A 17222-nucleotide genomic window follows, 5' to 3' on the forward strand; every position below is an offset into this window, starting at 1 on the left:
CCTGAAGCAACGCCGACGACGGACGCAAAGAGGTCCTGCTTGAAGGCGATGACGCCGGGAACCTCAAAGTCGGCCAAGGGACTCCGATACGCACCAGCGGCGCGGAGAACCGACGCGCCTGAAGCAACGCCGACGACGGACGCAAAGAGGTCCTGCTTGAAGGCGATGACGCCGGGAACCTCAAAGTCGGCCAAGGGACTCCGATACGCACCGGCCGCGCGGAGAACCGACGCGCCTGAAGCAACGCCGATTCCAGCGTTGAGCGCCCACACGTTCTGAGACGCCTGTTGACCAAGTGCTCCCGCCCCTATCGCCTTCCGGACGGTGTCCATGATCGATTCTGATACCGGCAGAGTGTTGATGAACGTGACCGGCTTCTTCTTCGCGTTTCCCATCTCCAGAGGGTCGCTCACGGAGTCGAGGTGCGCAGCTAGTTTGATCGCTTGTCATATCGGCCGTATGTCGCGGTGAGTCAGGGGTGAGGGCGCCAGGGGAACGGGAACCGGCGTGCTTTCCGGTGGGCTTCGGCTTCCTGGTCCGCCTGCCGGTGGAGCTCCTCCAGGGCGCGGGCCTCTTCGGAGTCCACTTCCCGGGCCCGCTGCTGTTCGTGTTCAAGTTCGTCGGCCGTGACGGCCTGGCGTTTGCATGCAGCGCACAGGTGCGGATAGTCGTCCTTGCCCCAGCCGGTGAGTTCGCTCTCGTGCCAGCGTTCGTCGGTGAACGCGACCTCGCAGTCGGCGCAGGAGGGCCGTCGTGCCTCGCGCCCAGCTGTCCTCTGCGCTTCTGCCCGTGCTTCGGCCGCGCGGGCGCGGGCCACGGCAGCTTCCCTGCGGGGGTTGCCGATCGCGTCCGTCAGGCTCTGGAAGTCGGGCCGGCCGATCCGCTGGAAGGCGAGTCCGGCCGGGCCGTGCTCGCGCAGCAGGTTCAGTCCGGTGGCGACGATCGGGATGGACCCGTCGTAGGTGTGGTGGCCGGCCCGGTGGGCCTGGCCCTGCCAGATATGGCTGGTGAGTTCGGCGACCTTGCGCATGACGAGGTCGGGGTTGCGTTTGCCGATGCGGTTGAACACCAGCAGGACCGGCGGGTGCGGCTCCTCGTCTCCGTGCCAGTGCTCCGGTGTCCACCAGCGGGTGCGCCACATCGGCCGCTGGTGTCCGTCGGTGTCCTTGACCGTGCGCTGGAAGAACCTTTGGTAGCCGTGGAACTTGGCGGCGATCTTCTGCGGGCTCTCGTGGCAGTTGTCGACCTCGATGAACAGCAGCGGTATCCCGTCCTCCGGGGCGGTGAGCACGATGTCGGCGTGAACTGCGGCCCGCCCTGGGGTGGTCCACGTCCCGGCGAAGGGCAGCACCACCTCGGTCGCGAACGAGTCGATCGTGCCCACACCCGCCGGTGCCTCCACGGCGGCCTGGGCGGCGGCACGCGCTTCGGCCGGCTCATCGGTGAGCAGGGCCAGGTCCGGCTTCGGCCGCAGCAGCGCGATCACCGTCTCATTCACCGACATCGGGTGCGCGGCCCCGGTGGCGCCCGCGCCGCGCGCGGCAGAGCCCATCTCCCGCTCGGGGCGTCCGAGGGCGTAGGCGGCGGCCTCGAGGCCCTTGGCGGTGAGGTTGCGCAGCGTCTCGCCGGTACTGGTTTTCCCGCCGTCCTCCGCCAGGCCGTGCGCGCGCAGATCCGACAGCGCCCCGCCGTGCGACGCGGTACGGGCCGTCTTCCGCTCCGAGGGCGTGTCCTTGTCGGTGTGACGGTAAGTCAGATGCGGCGAGCAGATCCGCTGGATCTGATCCGCAGTGGCGACCTTCAGCACACCGAGCACGCGCAGCACATCACCGCGCAGCTTGTTCGACGATCCGGCCTCATTCTCCTTGCGCCTGCCCGCCATCAGCCCCGCCCCTCTCGCTTACGGCCGCCCAAGCCCGGACAGCCGCGCCCCGCCGGGTCGTTGAACCCGATGTTCTCTTCCGCCACTAACAATCTGCCGCTCACCTTTTCCTCTCCATAGAGGAGATAAGAGAGTTGTGACGGCCCCGACCACGGGCAGAAACAGGCTTTAACCAGGGGTTTTGTCATGCTGGGGCGGCCGGGCACCCAAGTGGGTCCCCAAGGAGCCCCCCAAGCGCCCACAACAGGAACCCAAGCCGGCCCCGTGCGGCCACTGGTGCGGCGGGCGGCAGGACGTGTGGCCGTCATCGTCGTCTCCCTTCGACGGTCCCCGCCCTTGTGGAGGGGAGTGCGAAGAGAAGGCTGGCTGTCGCCCCCTTGGCCGCGATCTGACTGCGCCCCGCATCGGACGCGGTCAAGGAGAAACGTGAGGGCTCGGGCGGCTTCTGGGTGTGACTGAGCGCTCTATCTGGCGGGACTCGCCAATTGGAGCGCTCACTTCGCGGGTGTCGGACCGCACGGAAGATTCAGTGGCGCATGATCCATTGCAGTCGGCACATTCACTGCCGCAGCGAAAATCTCAGGGCGGCTGTCTGGGGAGGCCGGGTCTGCAACCACCCGGCTGTGCTCGATCGTCCTTGGGGTATGCCACCTCCGAGCGCGGAACCGTCCCCGACTCCGCCTGACTGGCCGCACTGTGGGCAGGGCACCGGTGCGGATGACTCCGTCGGCTGCCGTGGCATCCACGTACCCGGCCACACCGCGTGCCTCGCCCATCTGGCCGACATCGATCGCGACGTCCACCTTGCCGGTCTGACCCCCGGCACCGACATCGACCACCGCGGCACTACGTTCACCACGTCCCTTCTCACCGCCCTCTTCAATGCCCTCCGTGAGGGCACCACCGGACACCCCCGCCTAGGAAAGGCCGACTTCCAGTCGGCGACCTTCCAGGGCAACGCCGACTTCAGGGGGGCGACCTTCCAGAGCTACGCCAAGTTCAGGTCGGCGGTCTTCCAAGGCACTGCCGTCTTCGGGTCAGCGATCTTCGAGGGAGACGCCCGGTTCGAGTCGGCGATCTTTCAGCGCGCCGCCGAGTTCAGGGGCGCAACCTTCGTAGGTCCCGCCGGGTTCAGGTCGGCGGCCTTCAGGGGTGACGCTTGGTTCAAGTCAGCGACCTTCGAGAACGCAGCCTGGTTCAGGTCGGCGACCTTCGAGGGAGACGCCAGATTCAGGTCAGCTACTTTCGAGGGAGACGCTTGGTTCAGGTCGGCGATCTTCGAGGGCAAGACAAGGTTTGAGAGCGCGACCTTCCAGGGCCGCACCGGATTCGAAGCAGCGACCTTCGAGGGCGACGCCGAATTCCGGTTAGCTACCTTCGAGCAGCATGCCGGGTTCAGGTCGACAACCTTCCAAAATGTCATCGAGTTCGAGGCGACCAGCTTCCAGGGGGATGCCGGGTTCGAGGAGGCGATCTTCGAACGGTCGGCCCGCCTTGGGCCGTTGGTGTGTTCTGGGCGAGTGGCACTGTCGGGGGCGGTGTTCAGGGGCCCGGTAACCCTCGCGTTCGCTACGCGCCGTTTGGAATGCCGGCGGACCCGCTGGTCTTCAACGGCTGAGCTGCGTCTGCGCTACGCCACAGTTGACCTCGCCCACGCTGTTTTCGAGTACCCCCTCACGGTGGCCGCGGAGGCTGCGCCTTTCGTGCGCTCCAACGGACAGCAGGTGAGCGAGCAGGCTTTGATCGGCGTGGTCGACGCCAGAGTGCGGATCGCCTCGCTGCGTGGGGTGGACGCGGCCCATCTGGTCCTCGCCGACGTCGATCTGTCTGGATGCCTGTTCACCGGGACCGTGCACCTGGACCAGATACGGCTGGAGGGCGCGTGCGTCTTCAACACGGTCCCGCCCGCAATGCATTGGCGGGGCTGGCGCCCGATCCGGTTCACCCAACGCCGCACCCTCGCCGAAGAACACCACTGGCGCGCGAGCCAACCAGGGGCCGTCCCCGGCTGGAACGTGGCCGTGCTCGGCGCCGGGCGCGTCGGGCCGTTGCAACTGGCGCCGGTGTACCGCGCGCTTCGCAAAGCCTTCGAGGACGGCAAGCACGAGCCCGGGGCAGCCGATTTCTACTACGGGGAGATGGAGATGCGCCGCCACGCCGACGACATCCCCCGAAGCGAGCGGAGTCTTCTGACTGCCTACTGGGCGCTTTCCGGCTACGGCATGCGCGCTTCCCGGGCGCTGGCCTGGCTCGCTGCCGCCATGCTCGCCACCATCGTCCTGCTGATGGGCTTCGGACTCCCCCAAAATGCCGCGAAACAGGAAGCTACCCGCACTGTCCCGTCCGGCGGAGGCAAGGTCACCTTCGAGATCGACAAGACCGATCCCCAGAACCCCACGGGGAATAGGTTCACCGGCTTGCGCTTCGAGAAGGCCCTGAACATAACGCTCACCTCGGTGGTGTTCCGCTCCTCCGGCCAGGACCTGACCACCACCGGCACCTACATTGAGATGGTGTCCCGCGTGACCGAGCCCGTCCTCCTGGGCCTGGCGATCCTTGCCGTCCGCAGCCGCGTCAAACGCTGACCCAGCGCGCCTACAGCCAGGGACCGCACAACAACGCCGGAGCCACCGAAAGCTAAAGCGACCGGTGCGCCCGCTGACCACGCCTGGGGAATCCGCCGTCCAGACGCCAGCCGGACGACACACCCTCAGGACCAACCCCCACCGCGAACCCGTCCGAGTAGAGGAGCAACTGCGGGCACCGTTGCCGTTACCCTGCCGCCAACTGCACCACTAGCGCCCGCCAACTAACGCGCTCACCCGCTAAATGGAGCGCTCAGTCTCACTGGGGTGTCACCAGACTCTCGGACACCCTTTGTTTAAATCGAACGCATGTCCGATGATGGAGGGATGGCTCAGTCGTCGCGCGGACAGGACGCGCACCGCGACACTCCCGCCGGCGCTCTGCCGCAGGTGCGGGTGCTGCTTCCGGACGGCCGTGTCACCGGGCGTCTGGTCCGCCGCTGGCAGGCCGGTGACGGCACCTGGGTCTACCGGGTGGCACTCCGCGGCTGGAGCTCTCGTGCCGCCAGCACCGGTCAGGACCTGGGCGAGGATCTCATCGAGATCGAGGTACCCGGCGAGTACGTGCGGCCCGTACCCGGCGCCTCCTACGACGCGGTGCCAGCCCTGCGCGCGACCGGAGCTCCCGCCCCGCAGCCCGACGCCGAGCCTTCCGCCGGCAGCCCGGAAGCGTGGATCGGCGAGCGCCTCCGGGCCGCACCGGGCGACCCGGACGGACGAGGGCCGGGAGTACGTTTCCATGCCCCCGGCTGCTGGGCCATCAAAGGTCCTACGGGCGGCACCCTCACCGCAGCACAGGCACGCCACATGGTCCGAACCGATCCCATCGCCCAAGCCTGCGACGTGTGCGGCGCACACAAGGCGCTGGCCGACGGCGAGTAGCTGCCCGCCCCGCAGGGGCGGGCAGCACCGGCCGTGTGCGCAGCGGCTCCGTGTGTCGCACACCTTCTTTCATTCGAACGCGCATACCATTTCGGTCGTGGCTGCCTACGACTTCCCCGACGACCTCCGTGACGCACAGCTGCGTCTCCACCAGACCCGCGCCGCCTACCGCGCGTTGTGCCAGTCCCTCCCCTGGTCCGTTGACCCGGCGCCCGGCTGGGAGGGAGACAAGCAGCCCTACACCGACTACCGCACCGGAAAGCCCGACAGCCCCGGATACACCGGACAGCAGAAGGCGGACGAGGCCCGGCTACGCGGCGAGGTCCTGGCGCTCTCCACCACCGTCTCCGCACACCCGTACTGGAAGACGCTGGAGACCGGCACCGTCGTCGAGGCCCGGATGGCGCTCAAGCACATCCACGACCCGGGCCCGTCGCTCGCCGATACGGACATGGACGAAGAAGCACTGCGCAGCGCCTGACGACCGGTCCATTTCCGGCTCGTGGTGCGTGGCGAGCGGGACGGGGTGAGGATCGGGGTACGCCCGTCCTGTTCTCCCTTCCGGCGGCCCGGCCGTCGTCCGGTCCTGGAGGTTCGCATGCCGTCTGCCATCTGGTCCGGCGCCATCAGCTTCGGCCTGGTCACCATTTCTGTGCGGCTGGTGGCTGCCTCGGAGGACCGTGACGTGCACTTCCGACGGGTCCATCTTGCGGATATGGGCCTGGTCCGGAACCGGAAGGTGTGCGAGCTGGACGGGCAGGAGGTCACGTCGTCGGAGATCGGCAAGGGCTTCGAACTGGCCAAGGACGACGTCGTGCCGATCACCGACGACGAGCTGGCGGACATGCCGTTGCCCACCGCAAAAGCAATCGACGTGGTTGCGTTCGTGCCGCGCGAGGAGATCGACCCGGTGCGGCTCGGTCAGTCGTACTACCTGGAGGCGGCCGGCGAAGTCGCGGCGAAGCCGTACACGCTTCTGAGAAGAGCGCTGGAGCGCTCGGACAAGGTCGCCATCGCCAAGTACGCGCTCCGGGGGCGGGAGCGGCTCGGGGTCCTGTCGATCCGGGAGCGCGCGCTCACGTTGCACCAAATGCACTGGCCCGATGAGATCCGTGACCCGTCAGAGCTGGTACCCAAGGCGGTCGACCTGGACGAGGACGAAGTCGAACGCGCCCTGCTGCTCATCGAGAGCATGGAACTGGCCGACCTGAACCAGTTCCATGACGAGTACCGGGAAGCGCTCGAAGCCCTGATCGAGGCGAAAGCCGAGGGCAAGACCCCGGCCGTCCCGAAGACCGAGCCGAAGCCAGGCCGCGTGGTGGACCTGATGTCCGCGTTGGAGCAGTCCGTCCAGCAAGCCAGGGAATCCCGCGGCGAGACCGGCGAGGACGCCACCGTCCACGCCATGCCGACCCGCAAGAAGACCACCGCGAAGAAGACGGCGAAGAAGGCCCCTGCCAAGAAGACGTCGGCGAAGAAGTCGTCGTCCGGCCGCAAGCCCCGCACGGCGTAACAACTCGCTGACGACGTTTCAGTCCAGGGCGCCGTCTTCCCTCTGGTCGGTCCGGCGCCGGGCCGATGCGCCCGTAGGGGGGCGATCTCCGCTGACCACCACCACGGCGAACGCGACGTACGCGACTGTGGGACGCCCTGGCAGGCCTCTGTGCGGGGCGTGTCCGGGCTCCGGGCTGGGCAAGCCTGCCGCACGATGAGCTTGCCCAGGGTCCCCTTGGGCTTGCCCGGCACGCGTGACCGGTCACATGTCCGCGGTCGTGACCGGTGACCGGCTGTGGGACCGATCCGGTCGCACCCATCGGCCAAACCGCACGTCCACGGTGTGACCGATCCGTGCAACCCCGGGCGTCCGGATCGGTCGGCCGGTCCGCGGTCGACTCCGCCTGCCAGGCGGAACTCCTGCGCCCCCACCCGCGCAGTGCCCGGGTGCCGGCTACTGGGTGGTGCGGTCGGGATCGGGAAGCTCCGGCGGGAAGTGCCGCTCCAGGATCTCTCCGCCCAACGGTGCAGAACGACGAAGCCGGTGGTGTCGGCCTGCGCCTGGACCAGCTCGCTCAGGGCATCGACGAAGGGCTGGGTCAGCGGCGGGCGTGACGTCCACGGGGCGCTGGCGTGGCGGCGGCTTCCTCCGGACCGGGGCCAGCAGGTGTGCCGCCCTGGGCCTGGTCTCCGGTCCGCGTCTGTCGTCCGGAACCGATGACGCCCCGGGCACGCAGCTGCTGCACCGACTCCATGCCGCCTGGCCGGTAGAACGAGACGGCATCAAGGTCAGCCTCTGTCGCGCTGACCCGCCGCACTGGCTCTCCCTGGGGTTGAGGTTCGGAGGGAGCCTGATTCTGAGGGCCGCGGCCAAGAGGCCGACGCGAGACGGTCATGACCCATGATCGTACGGAATAAGATCTCACGCGAACTCCACGCCCGGCAGCCGGACTTCACCCTCGTGACCGTGCCAGCCGCCCCACCTCTCAGCGCCCAGCACCATCTGCTCGCGATCCGCGTCGTCCGTCCTCGCCGTACCAGGCAGAATGCCACCCCCACCACACTGTCCGCGATTCGCGGACAGTGGACGATCCTCAACGTCGTCACCACAGCCAGGCGTTGGAGTGCCGCACCCGGGACAGGGCGCGGGCATCGCGGCGCGCGGCCGCGCTGCTGATCCGGCTCTGCCGGGAGCGGGGCCGGCGCGACTCCCTGGCCGCGAGGCGGCGCTTGGCGGCGTCCTGGAGCCGCTCCCGCTGATCGCGCAGCTCCTTCTTCTTGTCCGCTTTCGACTTCGGTGTCCGGGGCCGCTTCCAGATCGGCTGCCAGCCCGCGGGCTCATCGGGCTCGGGCTCCTGGTCCTCATCGTGCGCGGCGGCTATCTCCTCACTGGCCGCGCGGGCTCGGGCGAGGGCGTCCTTCAACCCCGGGATCTCGGGATCCTCCGGTGTGGTCATGCGACTCCTCCAGCGGGTGTGGGGTCAGGCGTCTGCTGCACGCCGGGCGGCGGGGTGTGTGACGGTGCGGGTGCCGCCGGGGCGGGCCGCGGCCGGACGACACGGGCTGCGGCGCGCTCCCGGACGCCGTCCTGGAGCCTGACGGCCATCTGGGCCGCGGCCTCGATCGTGACGCGGGTCTGCTCCAGCGCGGCAACATCGGTCCCCTGCTGCTGCTCCTGGGCGCGGCCGGCCTTCCGGTCTGTACGCGAGAGCCGCGGGCCGGACCTCCAGGTGCCGGGCACGGCGACGGTGTGCGGGCGGGCACGGGAGCCCAGGCGCTCCGCACGGCGCGCCGCGTGAACCCGGGCCTTCAACGCGCCGGCGGCGAGCCGTGCCCGCGCGTAGGGAGGAAGCGTCCGGTGGCGGGTCAGCGGGCGCAGCACGGCCTGGTGGTCGGTGTCGCGCGGGTACAGGGCGTGCAGATCGGCGGTCATCTTCCAGCCCCGGCCGACGGGGCGGGTGTAGTCGTCGACGACGGTCTGCACGATCGTCTCGTCCAGGCCCGGCTGGTGGGGTCGGCCGCGCAGGACGTAGGAGAGGTAGCGGCGCGCTTCGGCGAGCAGATGGTGGCGCTTGAACGTCCCGCGCATCACGTACACCACGGCGACGACGTCGACGGCGGCCAGGGCGACGTCGACCACCGGCCGCACTCGCGCCCACACCGCGGCGGCCGCCGCTCGCGCCCGTTGCGCCAGCCGGTCGATGACGTCGGCGCCGACCGAGGCGATGGCCGACTCCCGCCATTGCTCGCGCAGCTTGGACAGCGGCCGCGGCTCCTTGCGCTTGGGCGGGCGCGTGCGGTCGGCGGCCCGGCAGGCCAGCCCGTAGGCGGCCCGCTCTCCCGGCGTGTGCCCGTGCTCTTCCACGTACTCGGCGGTGAGGACGAACAGTGCCTCCTCGATCTGCTGGCGGCGTGTGGACTGCCAGCAGATGAGCCGCTGATCTATGCCCGCGATCTCCATGACGGGGCGGCGGCCGGGTGTCACCTCGCGTGGCTCCCACGCCCACCCGAGCCGGGCGGACACCTCCTCCATGAAGAACAGGAGGTACAGGGTGTCGGCGGCGACGATGTTCTCCAGCATCGAGTCCGCCGACAGGTTCCCCCACTTTCCGTCCGGCCGCCGGGCGCGGATCGACACCATGCCGTGGTCATGGAGCAGGGGCTGTCCGGCTCTCGACTCGTAGTGCCGGAACACCGCGACGATCAGCCCGTCCCGGATCGGCTTGCGGTGCTTGCCGCCGCTTCCCCAGCGGATCTGTGCGACCGAGTCCTCCAGCCACGCCAGCGCCTTGTCCCGGGCGATGTCCTGGCACAGCTCCAGCACCAGGCGGTGCTCGTCATCCATGAGCGCCCACGAGATCTGCGCGGTCGACGGCGCCCGGAACACCAAGTCCAGGGCCAGCCACGGCGAGCGCTCCTTGGCGTCCTCGGTCTCCGGAGACTGGTTGTGCTCGATGGGCCTGCCCAGCACGGTCGCCCGCCGGGCCTTCGCCGGGCTCTTGCCCTGCGCCAGGAGCTCGCTCTCGATCCGGTCGGCGTCCGGGTGCCGGCCTTCTCCCAGGAGCAGCTCAGCCTGCCGCTCGGTCACCACGTCCCCGGCGGCAAGGCCGACCGCGGCAAGTCCCCGCCCCTTCCAGACGCCGGGCGGAACACCGGCCTCGTCCTGGGCGGCGCGCAGCGCCTTGCCCGCAGGGCGGTGGCCGTCGCCGACCATCACGCTGCGGAAGTAGTACCGCCACCCACCCGGGCCGACCTTCTTCGCGCTGAGCATCGGGCCATAGAACACCGCCCATGACCTGCACAGAAGCATGATCCGGGGCGCTTCCCGCCGGGCGGGAGGCCATCACCAGATTCCTTGCCGCAGCGCCCGCCAGGCGGGCCATCACACCAGCCCGAGACGGTAGGCCGCCGGTCTGTGCACAGTCCGCCGCATGTTGAACGAACTGATCTACACAGACCCGTGTCCGCTGTGCTCGCGCCCGATGCGGCCCGAATTCCGCAGCATCGGCCGCTCCGCCCAACAGGACCACCCGGCCCGCACCGACTTCCTCCGGTATCACTGCGACGTCTGCGAGGCCGCCCGCCCCCAGGAGTTCTTCGACGCGATGCGCGCCCTCTACGAGAGCTGACCGTGCCGTGCGAATGCTGCGCGCCAACCACACGAGCACCACCCGCCACGAAAACGTCCGCCAACCGACTCCACCGTCACTGAGCGCACACCAGCGCACCACATCCCCGACCACCCACCACCGCTGAGAGCACCGCGTCACCGACGCCCTTCAACACGACCAGCCATTTCCGCCCCCGGCCACCGGCCGGGGGCGACGTGCGTCCTGGAGGAGTTCGCCGTGCCCACGTATGAGGCTCTGCCCCGCTTCACCACCGACCTGGACCGCCTCACCTCCGAACAGCGCCGCCGCTTCCGCCAGACCGTGGCGGCCTTCGTCGACGACCTGCGCACCGGACGCTTCCGCGCCGGCCTACGCGTGAAAGGCGTCCGGCGCGCGCCCGGCGTCTACGAACTCACCTGGGACGGGAACGGCCGGGCGACTTGGTCCTACGGGCCGGAGATAGTCCGCGGTACGCAGCACATCGTCTGGCGCCGTATCGGTACCCACGACATCCTCACCGGCCCCTGATTCGACCGGTGCGGCGTGCCCCGCTGTACTACGCCCCGTCGCCTCGTGTGTTCTCCCGCTTGATTGCGCGTCAGGCTTTCCCTGCCGCGTGTCGAGTTCCACCCCACAGGCGACCTAGTAATGTTCGGCCGCATGAGCATCCCAAGCCCGCGTGGTGATCGAGAGAAACTAATCACCTCGCTCACACCGAAGTTGCGACGCCATCTGAAGATCCGCGCGTTCGAGCATGGCATGGACATCCAGGACGCGACCGAACGCGCCATCAAGGCCTGGTACTCCGCCTCGGACGTACCGGAGGTGGATACCGACGGGGCGAAGACTTGGGGCACGTTCCTGCCGACTGGAGAACCGGAGGCGTTCAAGGCCGCCTGCGGCGAGCGCGGCGTCACCTACGTACAGGGCCTCGCCCAGGCGTTGACACTCTGGCTCGACAAACACCCCTCCCCCAGCGCCCCGTTGACCGCCCAGCCTGTCCTGCGGGTCATAGTGGCCAATCAGAAGGGCGGGGTCGGCAAGACGTTCATCACCAGCGGCATGGCGCAGGCCCTCGCTGAAAGCGGCCACCGGGTCCTGATCGTGGACTATGACCCGCAGGGCCACCTCACCGCAGAGCTCGGTTTCGAGGACGTCATGTACGAAGAGGACGTCGAGACGCTCCTCATGCACATGGACGGCACCGCCAAGGGCGACATCCACGATCTGCTGGTCGCGCTGGATCAGGAGCGTTTCGGTGAGCGGCTTCATCTGCTGCCGGCGTCGGACGATGCCTTCCTCCGCGATGTCGCCCTGTCGAAGGTGTCGTTCAGCGAGGCCGCCCTCGAGCGGGCCTTGGAGCCGCTGGAGAGCGACTACGACGTCATCCTCATCGACGGCCCTCCCAGCCTCGGCCTGAACATGGACACGGCGCTCTACTACGTACGGCGCCGCGACGGTGAGCTCGCCGACCGCTCGGGTCTCATCACCCCGGTGTGGGCCAACAAGGCGTCTCACCGCGCCTTCCGTCTCCTGAAATCACAGAAAGAAGATCTCTGCGCGAAGGGCCGCATTCAGGTCGACTACCTGGGTCTGGTCGTCAACGCGTACGACAGTCGCCGCGGCAAGCTCGTCAAGGCGAACAAGGACCAGTGGGAGCTCAGCACCTCCCCCGCCGTCCTGGCGGTGATCGGCGACCTGAAGGAAGGCCGCGAGGCCGCAGACGGAGAGATCCCTCTGCTTGAGTACGCACCGGACAGCGAGCACGCGCACGCGATGCGCGACCTGGCGAAGGAACTTGCGGTATGAGCGAGACCAAGAAGCCCCAGCGCGTCACCCGCGGCTTCAACATGAACGACGACGGGCAGAGCGGCGAAAAACCCCAACCGCGCCGTATCCGTACACGACAGCAGATCATCAACGGCGAGGGAAAGCGCCCGCCGGCCGCGGTCGCACTGAAGCACCTGGCGCACAACCCGTTCAACCCCCGCGAGGAACTCACCGATGTGGCGGAGACGGCCACCTCGTTGAAGGAACGCGGGCAGCTCCAGCCCGTCGCCGTTGTGCGCCGCGCAGCCTTCCTGGCCGTGCACCCGAGCCAGGCAGCGGAGATCGGTGAAGCCGAGTACGTCGTCATCGACGGCAACCGGCGCCTGGCTGCCGCCACCGAGGCGGGCCTGGCGGAACTGAGGATCGACGTCAACGACGATCTCGCGGCCAGCGCTGAGGACATGCTGGAATCAGCTCTCATCGCGAACATCCACCGCGTGGACGTCCCCCCGATCGATCAGGCACGGGCGCTCCAGGACCTCGTCGGCGTTCACGGATCACAAGGGAAGGTGGCCAAGCGGCTCGGGAAGACACCGGCCTGGGTTTCGCAGCGGCTCGCGCTCCTGGAGCTCACTCCCGAACTGCAGGAGAAGGTCGAGACGGGCGAGCTGAAAGTGGAGCCGGCCCGCCGTATCGGCCGCATGCCCAAGGCTCAGCAGGCCGCTGAAGCCGAGAAAACCGTTAACGCCGTTAATACCCCCCGCAAGCGGACCGCGCGCGCGCCGCAGCAGACCCCTACCGTTAACGCCGTTAATACCTCCGCTGCACCGGAGGCCTCTCCCGAGCCGATCACTCCGGTTCCCGAACCCCGTACCGAAGCGGGTTCGAACCCCGTGGACAAGATGCCGTGGCACGACGGCGCTGCCGCGATGGACATCGCTTACGCGTATCTGACGAAGCACGAGCAGCGGCACCAGGCCCTGGCCCGGTACATCGCGCTCGCCGGAGGAGCGGAGGGGTTCGCCGCCGATCTTGTGGCGAGCAGCGGCCCTGAGACTCGGGCTCGGCTGATCGATCTGCTCGGCGAGGCCGACTAGTCATCTACTGTGCCGATATCAGGCGGTGCCTGAGTTCCCACAGCCCTGAAACGAAGAAAGGCCCCGTACCTCCCGGATCACGTCCGGGAGGTACGGGGCCTCGTTATGGGGTGTCGTTCTCAGGCTGGCGGGTGAGGCCGCAGAAAGGCCGAACAACGGTGCTGCCGTCGGCGCGGCGTATGGCGACGTTGCGTGGTCCGGCAGACGGGCGACGACCGGGCCACTGGAAGTGGAGCCAGTCGCCGGTGATGTTCGGGGCGTGGCGGGCGCAGAACGGGGTGATCACGGTGACGGGGTGGCCTCGCTCGAGGTACACCCGGCCGGTCATGCCGCTCACCGGACGGGGGGTGGGACGGCGTCGTGGTGCTGGCCGTCCAGGAGCCTGCCGGCGTTCTTCTTGCCGACGCGGCGCATGCGGACCGCATCGCGCGGGGCGAGGGCTTCCCTTCGGTTCCCGCTGTGGCTCTGGGTGTCGATGAGGGCGACGGCGCCGCGGTCGTGTCCGTGGTCTTCGGGTGCGTGCGCTCCCCATTGCTTGAGGAAGAACGGCACTCCTGCCCATTCGCACTGGTCGCGTAAGGATCGCGCCCACTGGGGGTGCATCGGACGGGCCCCGGGGCCGGATTCGCCGCCAACGATGACCCAGTCGATGCCGTGGAAGCGTCGTTCGCAGCAGCGGCCCGCGCGGACGTAGGAGGCGGTCAGGCCGTGGCCGCGCTCGCTGCCCATGGGTATGACGGCCTGCTTGAGGTCGACTCGCCCCAGCAGCGGCTCGCAGGACAGGAAGCGCACGGCGGCCGGCGTCTCCAGGGGCGCGGGGATGCGGAGGTCCGCCCACTTCTGGTCTTCGACCGAGACGCCCAGCCACACGTTGGGAAGTGGCTTCCCGCCCAGCATCGCGCCGACGGCCAGCCAGTCCTCCTGGCAGCCGATGAAGTGCTCCCTGCCTTGATCAGCAACCAGGTGCCAGAAGGACGGGCGCGACAGCAGCGCCTTCATACGCCCGTGCCTCTTGGTGAGGACCTGGTACGTGTGCTGCGGGGTGAGCGCCATGACGGCGAACACCTGGGCGATGTAGTCGTCGGGGATGTCCGTGTGGAACAGGTCGGACATGCTGTCGAGGAAGATGCGGCGCGGCGTGCGCCAGGTCATCGGCAGCCGCAGGCGCTCCGGCCGGAGGGTGATGTCGAAGCCGTTCTCGAAGTGGTGGCCTGCGGTGCCGCGCCACCGTTCGGCGAAGGTTGCGGCGTAGCAGTTGTCGCAGCCGGGGCTGAGCTTGGTGCAGCCGGTGACCGGGTTCCAGGTGCTGTCGGTCCACTCGATGGTGGTGCTGTCAGCCACGGGCGTCCTCGCCTGCTTGTGCGGGGTGGGTGTAGCGGATGGGCTTGCCGAGACTGCGGGCGTAGTCGATCTCGCTGCGGGTGCTGTCTCCGATGTAGCCGCCGGGGTTGACGATGAGGACCTCGTCGGCCAGGTCGATCTTTCGGCGGTGCAGTTCGTCCAGTTGCTGCTTGAGCCGGTCGGCCCGGTCCGGGTCCTGCCACAGCGGGTGCGGCTGCTTCATGTTGCAGCCGGGGGCGAGGACGATGCGGCCGGCGGCGGTCTCGTAGAGGTTGGCTTCGTCGAGGGCGTCCCAGTGCCGGGTCGACCCGCACAACACGACGATCGGCGGGCGGCTGACGGTGGTGACGGTCTGGCGGGACACAGTGGTCCTTCCGTAGGTGAGTGGCGGGGCGGCCGGGCTCGCAGGCCTGCGGCCGCCCCGGCTTTCCGGGCTTGCCGGGCTTGCCGGGCTTGCCGGGCCTGAGCCTCCTGGGTATTAACGGCGTTAACGGTCGGCGGTGCGGGGGAGCCTGCCGGTGCCTCCTTCGCTAGGTGGTGGGTGTGCTCGCGTCGGAGGCCGCCGACTGGGCAGCCTTCGCCTCGAGTTCGGTGTGGCGTTGCTGGAGCTGGTCGATGGCCGCGTGATCGGTCAGGGCCGTGGTGATCAGGTCGCGCTGGAACTCCATGCCGGCGAAGACGCCGCGGTGGTAGCGGCACTGGTCCTGTGCTTCGCTGCAGGCCGGGCAGTCCTCCCAGTCCAGCGGGTCGTACGGGGCGGTCTCCGGTCCGGGGAGCTCCGAGGCCGTCCGGCGGGCGGCGGGGGAGTGCGGGCTGGTGGTGAACAGGTCCTCGCGCCAGGTGGGCGGCAGCTCGCGGAGGAAGGCGGCCAGGGCGGCCGCGATCTGCGGGTAGTTGTCGTAGAGCGACGCCCAGACCCGCCCGGCCTCGGTTGCCGGGTCGGACTTCGGGGACAGCTCGTAGGCGTCGCGGGCGTAGGTCCGGATCTTCTCGCGGCGCTCCTCCCAGCTGCTGGTGTCGATGCCGGCTTCCACGGCCGCGCCCAGGATCTGGGTGTCGTGGAGGGGTTCCACGCGCATGAGTGACGCGGCGAGGGCTTCGGCTGCGGTGGAGTCGCGGCGGGCGAGCGCGGCCACGGCCTGGTCGGTGACGAAGGCGGTGCGCTGGACCCAGAAGTCGGTGTTGCTGTACGCGGCAGCCAGCATCCGTGTGCGCAGACGGGTGAGTTGGGTAGTGCCGTTCGTCATGAAGAGGTTCTCCCTGTGGGGTGACGGCTTCGGCGGGGCCGGTGGTGGTGCGGAGCGGCCGGAGTCGTGTCACGGCCGCCCCGCAGGCGTGGGGTTGGGTGGTTCAGCCGGTGAGGCGGATCGGCATGAGCAGGTAGCGCAGCGCCTGGTCGTCGTTGCCGTGGCCGCGCAGGACGGCGGGCTTCGTGCTGGTGGTGAAGTGGAAGTCGACGGATTCGGCCGTGAGAGCGTTCAGGCCGTCGAGGAGGAAGGCGGGGTTGAAGGCCACGGTTAGTTCGTCGCCGTCGAGGTTGGTGTCGACGTTGTCGACGGCCTGGGCTTCGTCGCTGGTGCCGGCCTCCAGAACGAGCGTGCCGTCGGCGTCGAAGGTGAGCCTGAGCGGGGAATCCTTGGTGGTGACCAGGGCGACGCGCTGGACGGCGTCCTTGAGCGCGGCGATCTCCACGGTGGCGGTGTGGTTGAACTCGGTGGGGAAAAGGCCCTGGTACTTGGGCAGGTCGCCTTCCAGGCCGCGCAGCGTGGTGGTGCTGTTGTCGGTGCGCAGGGTGAACAGGCCGTTGGATCCGGAGGCGTCGGGGAGGGCGAGGTCGACGGTGGTGTCGTCGGCGACGGCCTTCGCGGCGTCGAGGAACGCCTTGCCGGGGGCGAGCGCGGTGCAGTCGGCCGTGAGGTCGCAGTTCTTCCAGGGCAGAGTGCGCACGGCAAACCGGTATCGGTCGGTGGCGGCCAGGGTGAGCGTGTCGGTCTCCCGGTCGTGGCGCAGTTGAATGCCGGTGAGGACGGGCAGGGAGTCGTCCTTGCCGATCGCGCAGGCGACCTGGGCGACGGCTTCGGCGAAGGCCGGGCCGGGCAGCGTGCCCGAGGTGGGGCCGGCCTCGGGCAGCACTGGGTACTCCTCCAGGGGCAGGGTGGGCAGGGTGAAGCGGGCGGACCCGGCGCGCAACACCAGGCGGGGTCCGGTCAGTTCGAGGTCAACGTCGCTGCGGACGCGGGCGACGATGTCGGCCATCAGCCGGCCGGACACGAGGGCGCGCCCGTTCTCGGCGACGGTGGCGGGGGCAGTGGTGTCGGCCGAGATCTCGTAGTCGAAGCTGCTGACCCGCAGGGTGCCGTCGCCTGCGTCCAGGAGGAGCCCGGCGAGGACGGGGGCGGGCGGTCGGGCGGGGAGGCTGCGGGCGGCGTAGGAGACGGCGGCGGCCAGGTCCTGGTGGTCGATGCGGAGTTTCACGGGGTGTCCTCGTCTGCCGCTGGGCGGCGTCGATGGCGTGACGTCGGTGTGGCTTGGGCGGGTGGCAGCCGGGGCGGCCGGGCTC

16 protein-coding genes are annotated in these 17222 nt (G+C 69.1%); 8 read left to right on the top strand and 8 right to left on the bottom strand.

Going from position 1 to position 17222, the window contains the following annotated elements; translation table 11 throughout:
* On the bottom strand, positions 1 to 413 hold a 413-nt coding region (locus tag ACFWV8_RS17485), incomplete at its 3' end, for a hypothetical protein (protein WP_384202382.1).
* Positions 414 to 472: 59 nt separating this feature from the next.
* On the bottom strand, positions 473 to 1882 hold the full coding sequence (locus ACFWV8_RS17490; RefSeq protein ID WP_384202385.1) for a replication-relaxation family protein: 1410 nt from the start codon (positions 1880 to 1882) through the stop codon (positions 473 to 475).
* Between the two features lie 644 nt (positions 1883 to 2526).
* Between ACFWV8_RS17490 and ACFWV8_RS17495 the strand changes: the two genes are divergently transcribed.
* The 4 genes from ACFWV8_RS17495 (at position 2527) to ACFWV8_RS17510 (ending at position 6862) form a co-directional block, all read left to right on the top strand.
* Positions 2527 to 4467: a pentapeptide repeat-containing protein gene (locus ACFWV8_RS17495; RefSeq protein ID WP_384202388.1), complete on the top strand. Its 1941-nt coding sequence runs from the start codon at positions 2527 to 2529 to the stop codon at positions 4465 to 4467.
* Between the two features lie 327 nt (positions 4468 to 4794).
* Positions 4795 to 5349 carry a DUF6233 domain-containing protein gene (locus ACFWV8_RS17500; RefSeq protein WP_384202391.1) on the top strand — a complete coding sequence of 185 codons (555 nt, stop codon included), beginning with the start codon at positions 4795 to 4797 and terminating at the stop codon, positions 5347 to 5349.
* Between the two features lie 97 nt (positions 5350 to 5446).
* A complete protein-coding gene (locus tag ACFWV8_RS17505; RefSeq protein ID WP_384202394.1) occupies positions 5447 to 5830 on the top strand; it encodes a hypothetical protein in 384 nt (127 codons plus the stop codon).
* 117 nt (positions 5831 to 5947) lie between these two features.
* On the top strand, positions 5948 to 6862 hold the full coding sequence (locus ACFWV8_RS17510; RefSeq protein WP_384202397.1) for a Ku protein: 915 nt from the start codon (positions 5948 to 5950) through the stop codon (positions 6860 to 6862).
* 1084 nt (positions 6863 to 7946) lie between these two features.
* On the opposite strand, the gene ACFWV8_RS17515 is transcribed toward ACFWV8_RS17510, so the two are convergent.
* Complete coding sequence (locus tag ACFWV8_RS17515) at positions 7947 to 8300, bottom strand: hypothetical protein (RefSeq protein ID WP_384202400.1); 354 nt, start codon at positions 8298 to 8300, stop codon at positions 7947 to 7949.
* The gene (gene mobF / locus ACFWV8_RS17520; RefSeq protein WP_384202714.1) at positions 8297 to 10057 is read right to left on the bottom strand and encodes a MobF family relaxase; all 1761 of its coding nucleotides are present in this window, start codon (positions 10055 to 10057) and stop codon (positions 8297 to 8299) included. The genes ACFWV8_RS17515 and mobF overlap by 4 nt, the downstream gene beginning before the upstream one ends.
* A gap of 217 nt (positions 10058 to 10274) precedes the next feature.
* Between mobF and ACFWV8_RS17525 the strand changes: the two genes are divergently transcribed.
* The 4 genes from ACFWV8_RS17525 (at position 10275) to ACFWV8_RS17540 (ending at position 13321) form a co-directional block, all read left to right on the top strand.
* Positions 10275 to 10472, top strand: a complete 198-nt coding sequence (locus ACFWV8_RS17525) for a hypothetical protein (protein WP_384202403.1) — start codon at positions 10275 to 10277, stop codon at positions 10470 to 10472.
* Positions 10473 to 10691: 219 nt separating this feature from the next.
* Positions 10692 to 10982, top strand: coding sequence for a hypothetical protein (locus tag ACFWV8_RS17530; protein WP_384202406.1), 291 nt, complete (start codon positions 10692 to 10694; stop codon positions 10980 to 10982).
* Positions 10983 to 11114: 132 nt separating this feature from the next.
* Positions 11115 to 12263: a ParA family protein gene (locus ACFWV8_RS17535; RefSeq protein ID WP_384202409.1), complete on the top strand. Its 1149-nt coding sequence runs from the start codon at positions 11115 to 11117 to the stop codon at positions 12261 to 12263.
* Positions 12260 to 13321 (top strand): ParB/RepB/Spo0J family partition protein, encoded by a 1062-nt coding sequence (locus ACFWV8_RS17540; protein WP_384202412.1) that lies wholly within the window; start codon positions 12260 to 12262, stop codon positions 13319 to 13321. The genes ACFWV8_RS17535 and ACFWV8_RS17540 overlap by 4 nt, the downstream gene beginning before the upstream one ends.
* A 333-nt stretch (positions 13322 to 13654) precedes the next feature.
* Here the strand turns inward: ACFWV8_RS17540 and ACFWV8_RS17545 are convergent, their stop codons facing one another.
* The 4 genes from ACFWV8_RS17545 to dnaN all read right to left on the bottom strand — a co-directional run bounded on the left by ACFWV8_RS17545 (position 13655) and on the right by dnaN (position 17137).
* The gene (locus tag ACFWV8_RS17545; RefSeq protein WP_384202415.1) at positions 13655 to 14662 is read right to left on the bottom strand and encodes a DUF5131 family protein; all 1008 of its coding nucleotides are present in this window, start codon (positions 14660 to 14662) and stop codon (positions 13655 to 13657) included.
* Positions 14655 to 15026: a hypothetical protein gene (locus tag ACFWV8_RS17550; RefSeq protein ID WP_384202418.1), complete on the bottom strand. Its 372-nt coding sequence runs from the start codon at positions 15024 to 15026 to the stop codon at positions 14655 to 14657. Before ACFWV8_RS17550 ends, ACFWV8_RS17545 begins: the two co-directional genes overlap by 8 nt.
* Before the next feature lie 166 nt (positions 15027 to 15192).
* Positions 15193 to 15909: a hypothetical protein gene (locus ACFWV8_RS17555; RefSeq protein ID WP_384202421.1), complete on the bottom strand. Its 717-nt coding sequence runs from the start codon at positions 15907 to 15909 to the stop codon at positions 15193 to 15195.
* Between the two features lie 103 nt (positions 15910 to 16012).
* Positions 16013 to 17137, bottom strand: coding sequence for a DNA polymerase III subunit beta (dnaN, locus tag ACFWV8_RS17560; RefSeq protein WP_384202423.1), 1125 nt, complete (start codon positions 17135 to 17137; stop codon positions 16013 to 16015).
* Positions 17138 to 17222 lie beyond the last annotated feature (85 nt).

The organism is Streptomyces sp. NPDC058665, from assembly GCF_042714995.1.
In the GTDB taxonomy this organism is placed as follows: domain Bacteria; phylum Actinomycetota; class Actinomycetes; order Streptomycetales; family Streptomycetaceae; genus Streptomyces.

What these genes read in the sequence shown, in the direction of transcription:
- ACFWV8_RS17515 (WP_384202400.1), bottom strand. Translation starts at nt 8,300, where the DNA reads ATGACCACACCGGAGGATCCCGAGATCCCGGGGTTGAAGGACGCCCTC.
- ACFWV8_RS17535 (WP_384202409.1), top strand. Translation starts at nt 11,115, where the DNA reads ATGAGCATCCCAAGCCCGCGTGGTGATCGAGAGAAACTAATCACCTCG.
- ACFWV8_RS17525 (WP_384202403.1), top strand. Translation starts at nt 10,275, where the DNA reads ATGTTGAACGAACTGATCTACACAGACCCGTGTCCGCTGTGCTCGCGC.
- ACFWV8_RS17510 (WP_384202397.1), top strand. Translation starts at nt 5,948, where the DNA reads ATGCCGTCTGCCATCTGGTCCGGCGCCATCAGCTTCGGCCTGGTCACC.
- ACFWV8_RS17555 (WP_384202421.1), bottom strand. Translation starts at nt 15,909, where the DNA reads ATGACGAACGGCACTACCCAACTCACCCGTCTGCGCACACGGATGCTG.
- ACFWV8_RS17540 (WP_384202412.1), top strand. Translation starts at nt 12,260, where the DNA reads ATGAGCGAGACCAAGAAGCCCCAGCGCGTCACCCGCGGCTTCAACATG.
- ACFWV8_RS17495 (WP_384202388.1), top strand. Translation starts at nt 2,527, where the DNA reads ATGCCACCTCCGAGCGCGGAACCGTCCCCGACTCCGCCTGACTGGCCG.
- mobF (WP_384202714.1), bottom strand. Translation starts at nt 10,057, where the DNA reads ATGGTCGGCGACGGCCACCGCCCTGCGGGCAAGGCGCTGCGCGCCGCC.
- ACFWV8_RS17490 (WP_384202385.1), bottom strand. Translation starts at nt 1,882, where the DNA reads ATGGCGGGCAGGCGCAAGGAGAATGAGGCCGGATCGTCGAACAAGCTG.
- ACFWV8_RS17500 (WP_384202391.1), top strand. Translation starts at nt 4,795, where the DNA reads ATGGCTCAGTCGTCGCGCGGACAGGACGCGCACCGCGACACTCCCGCC.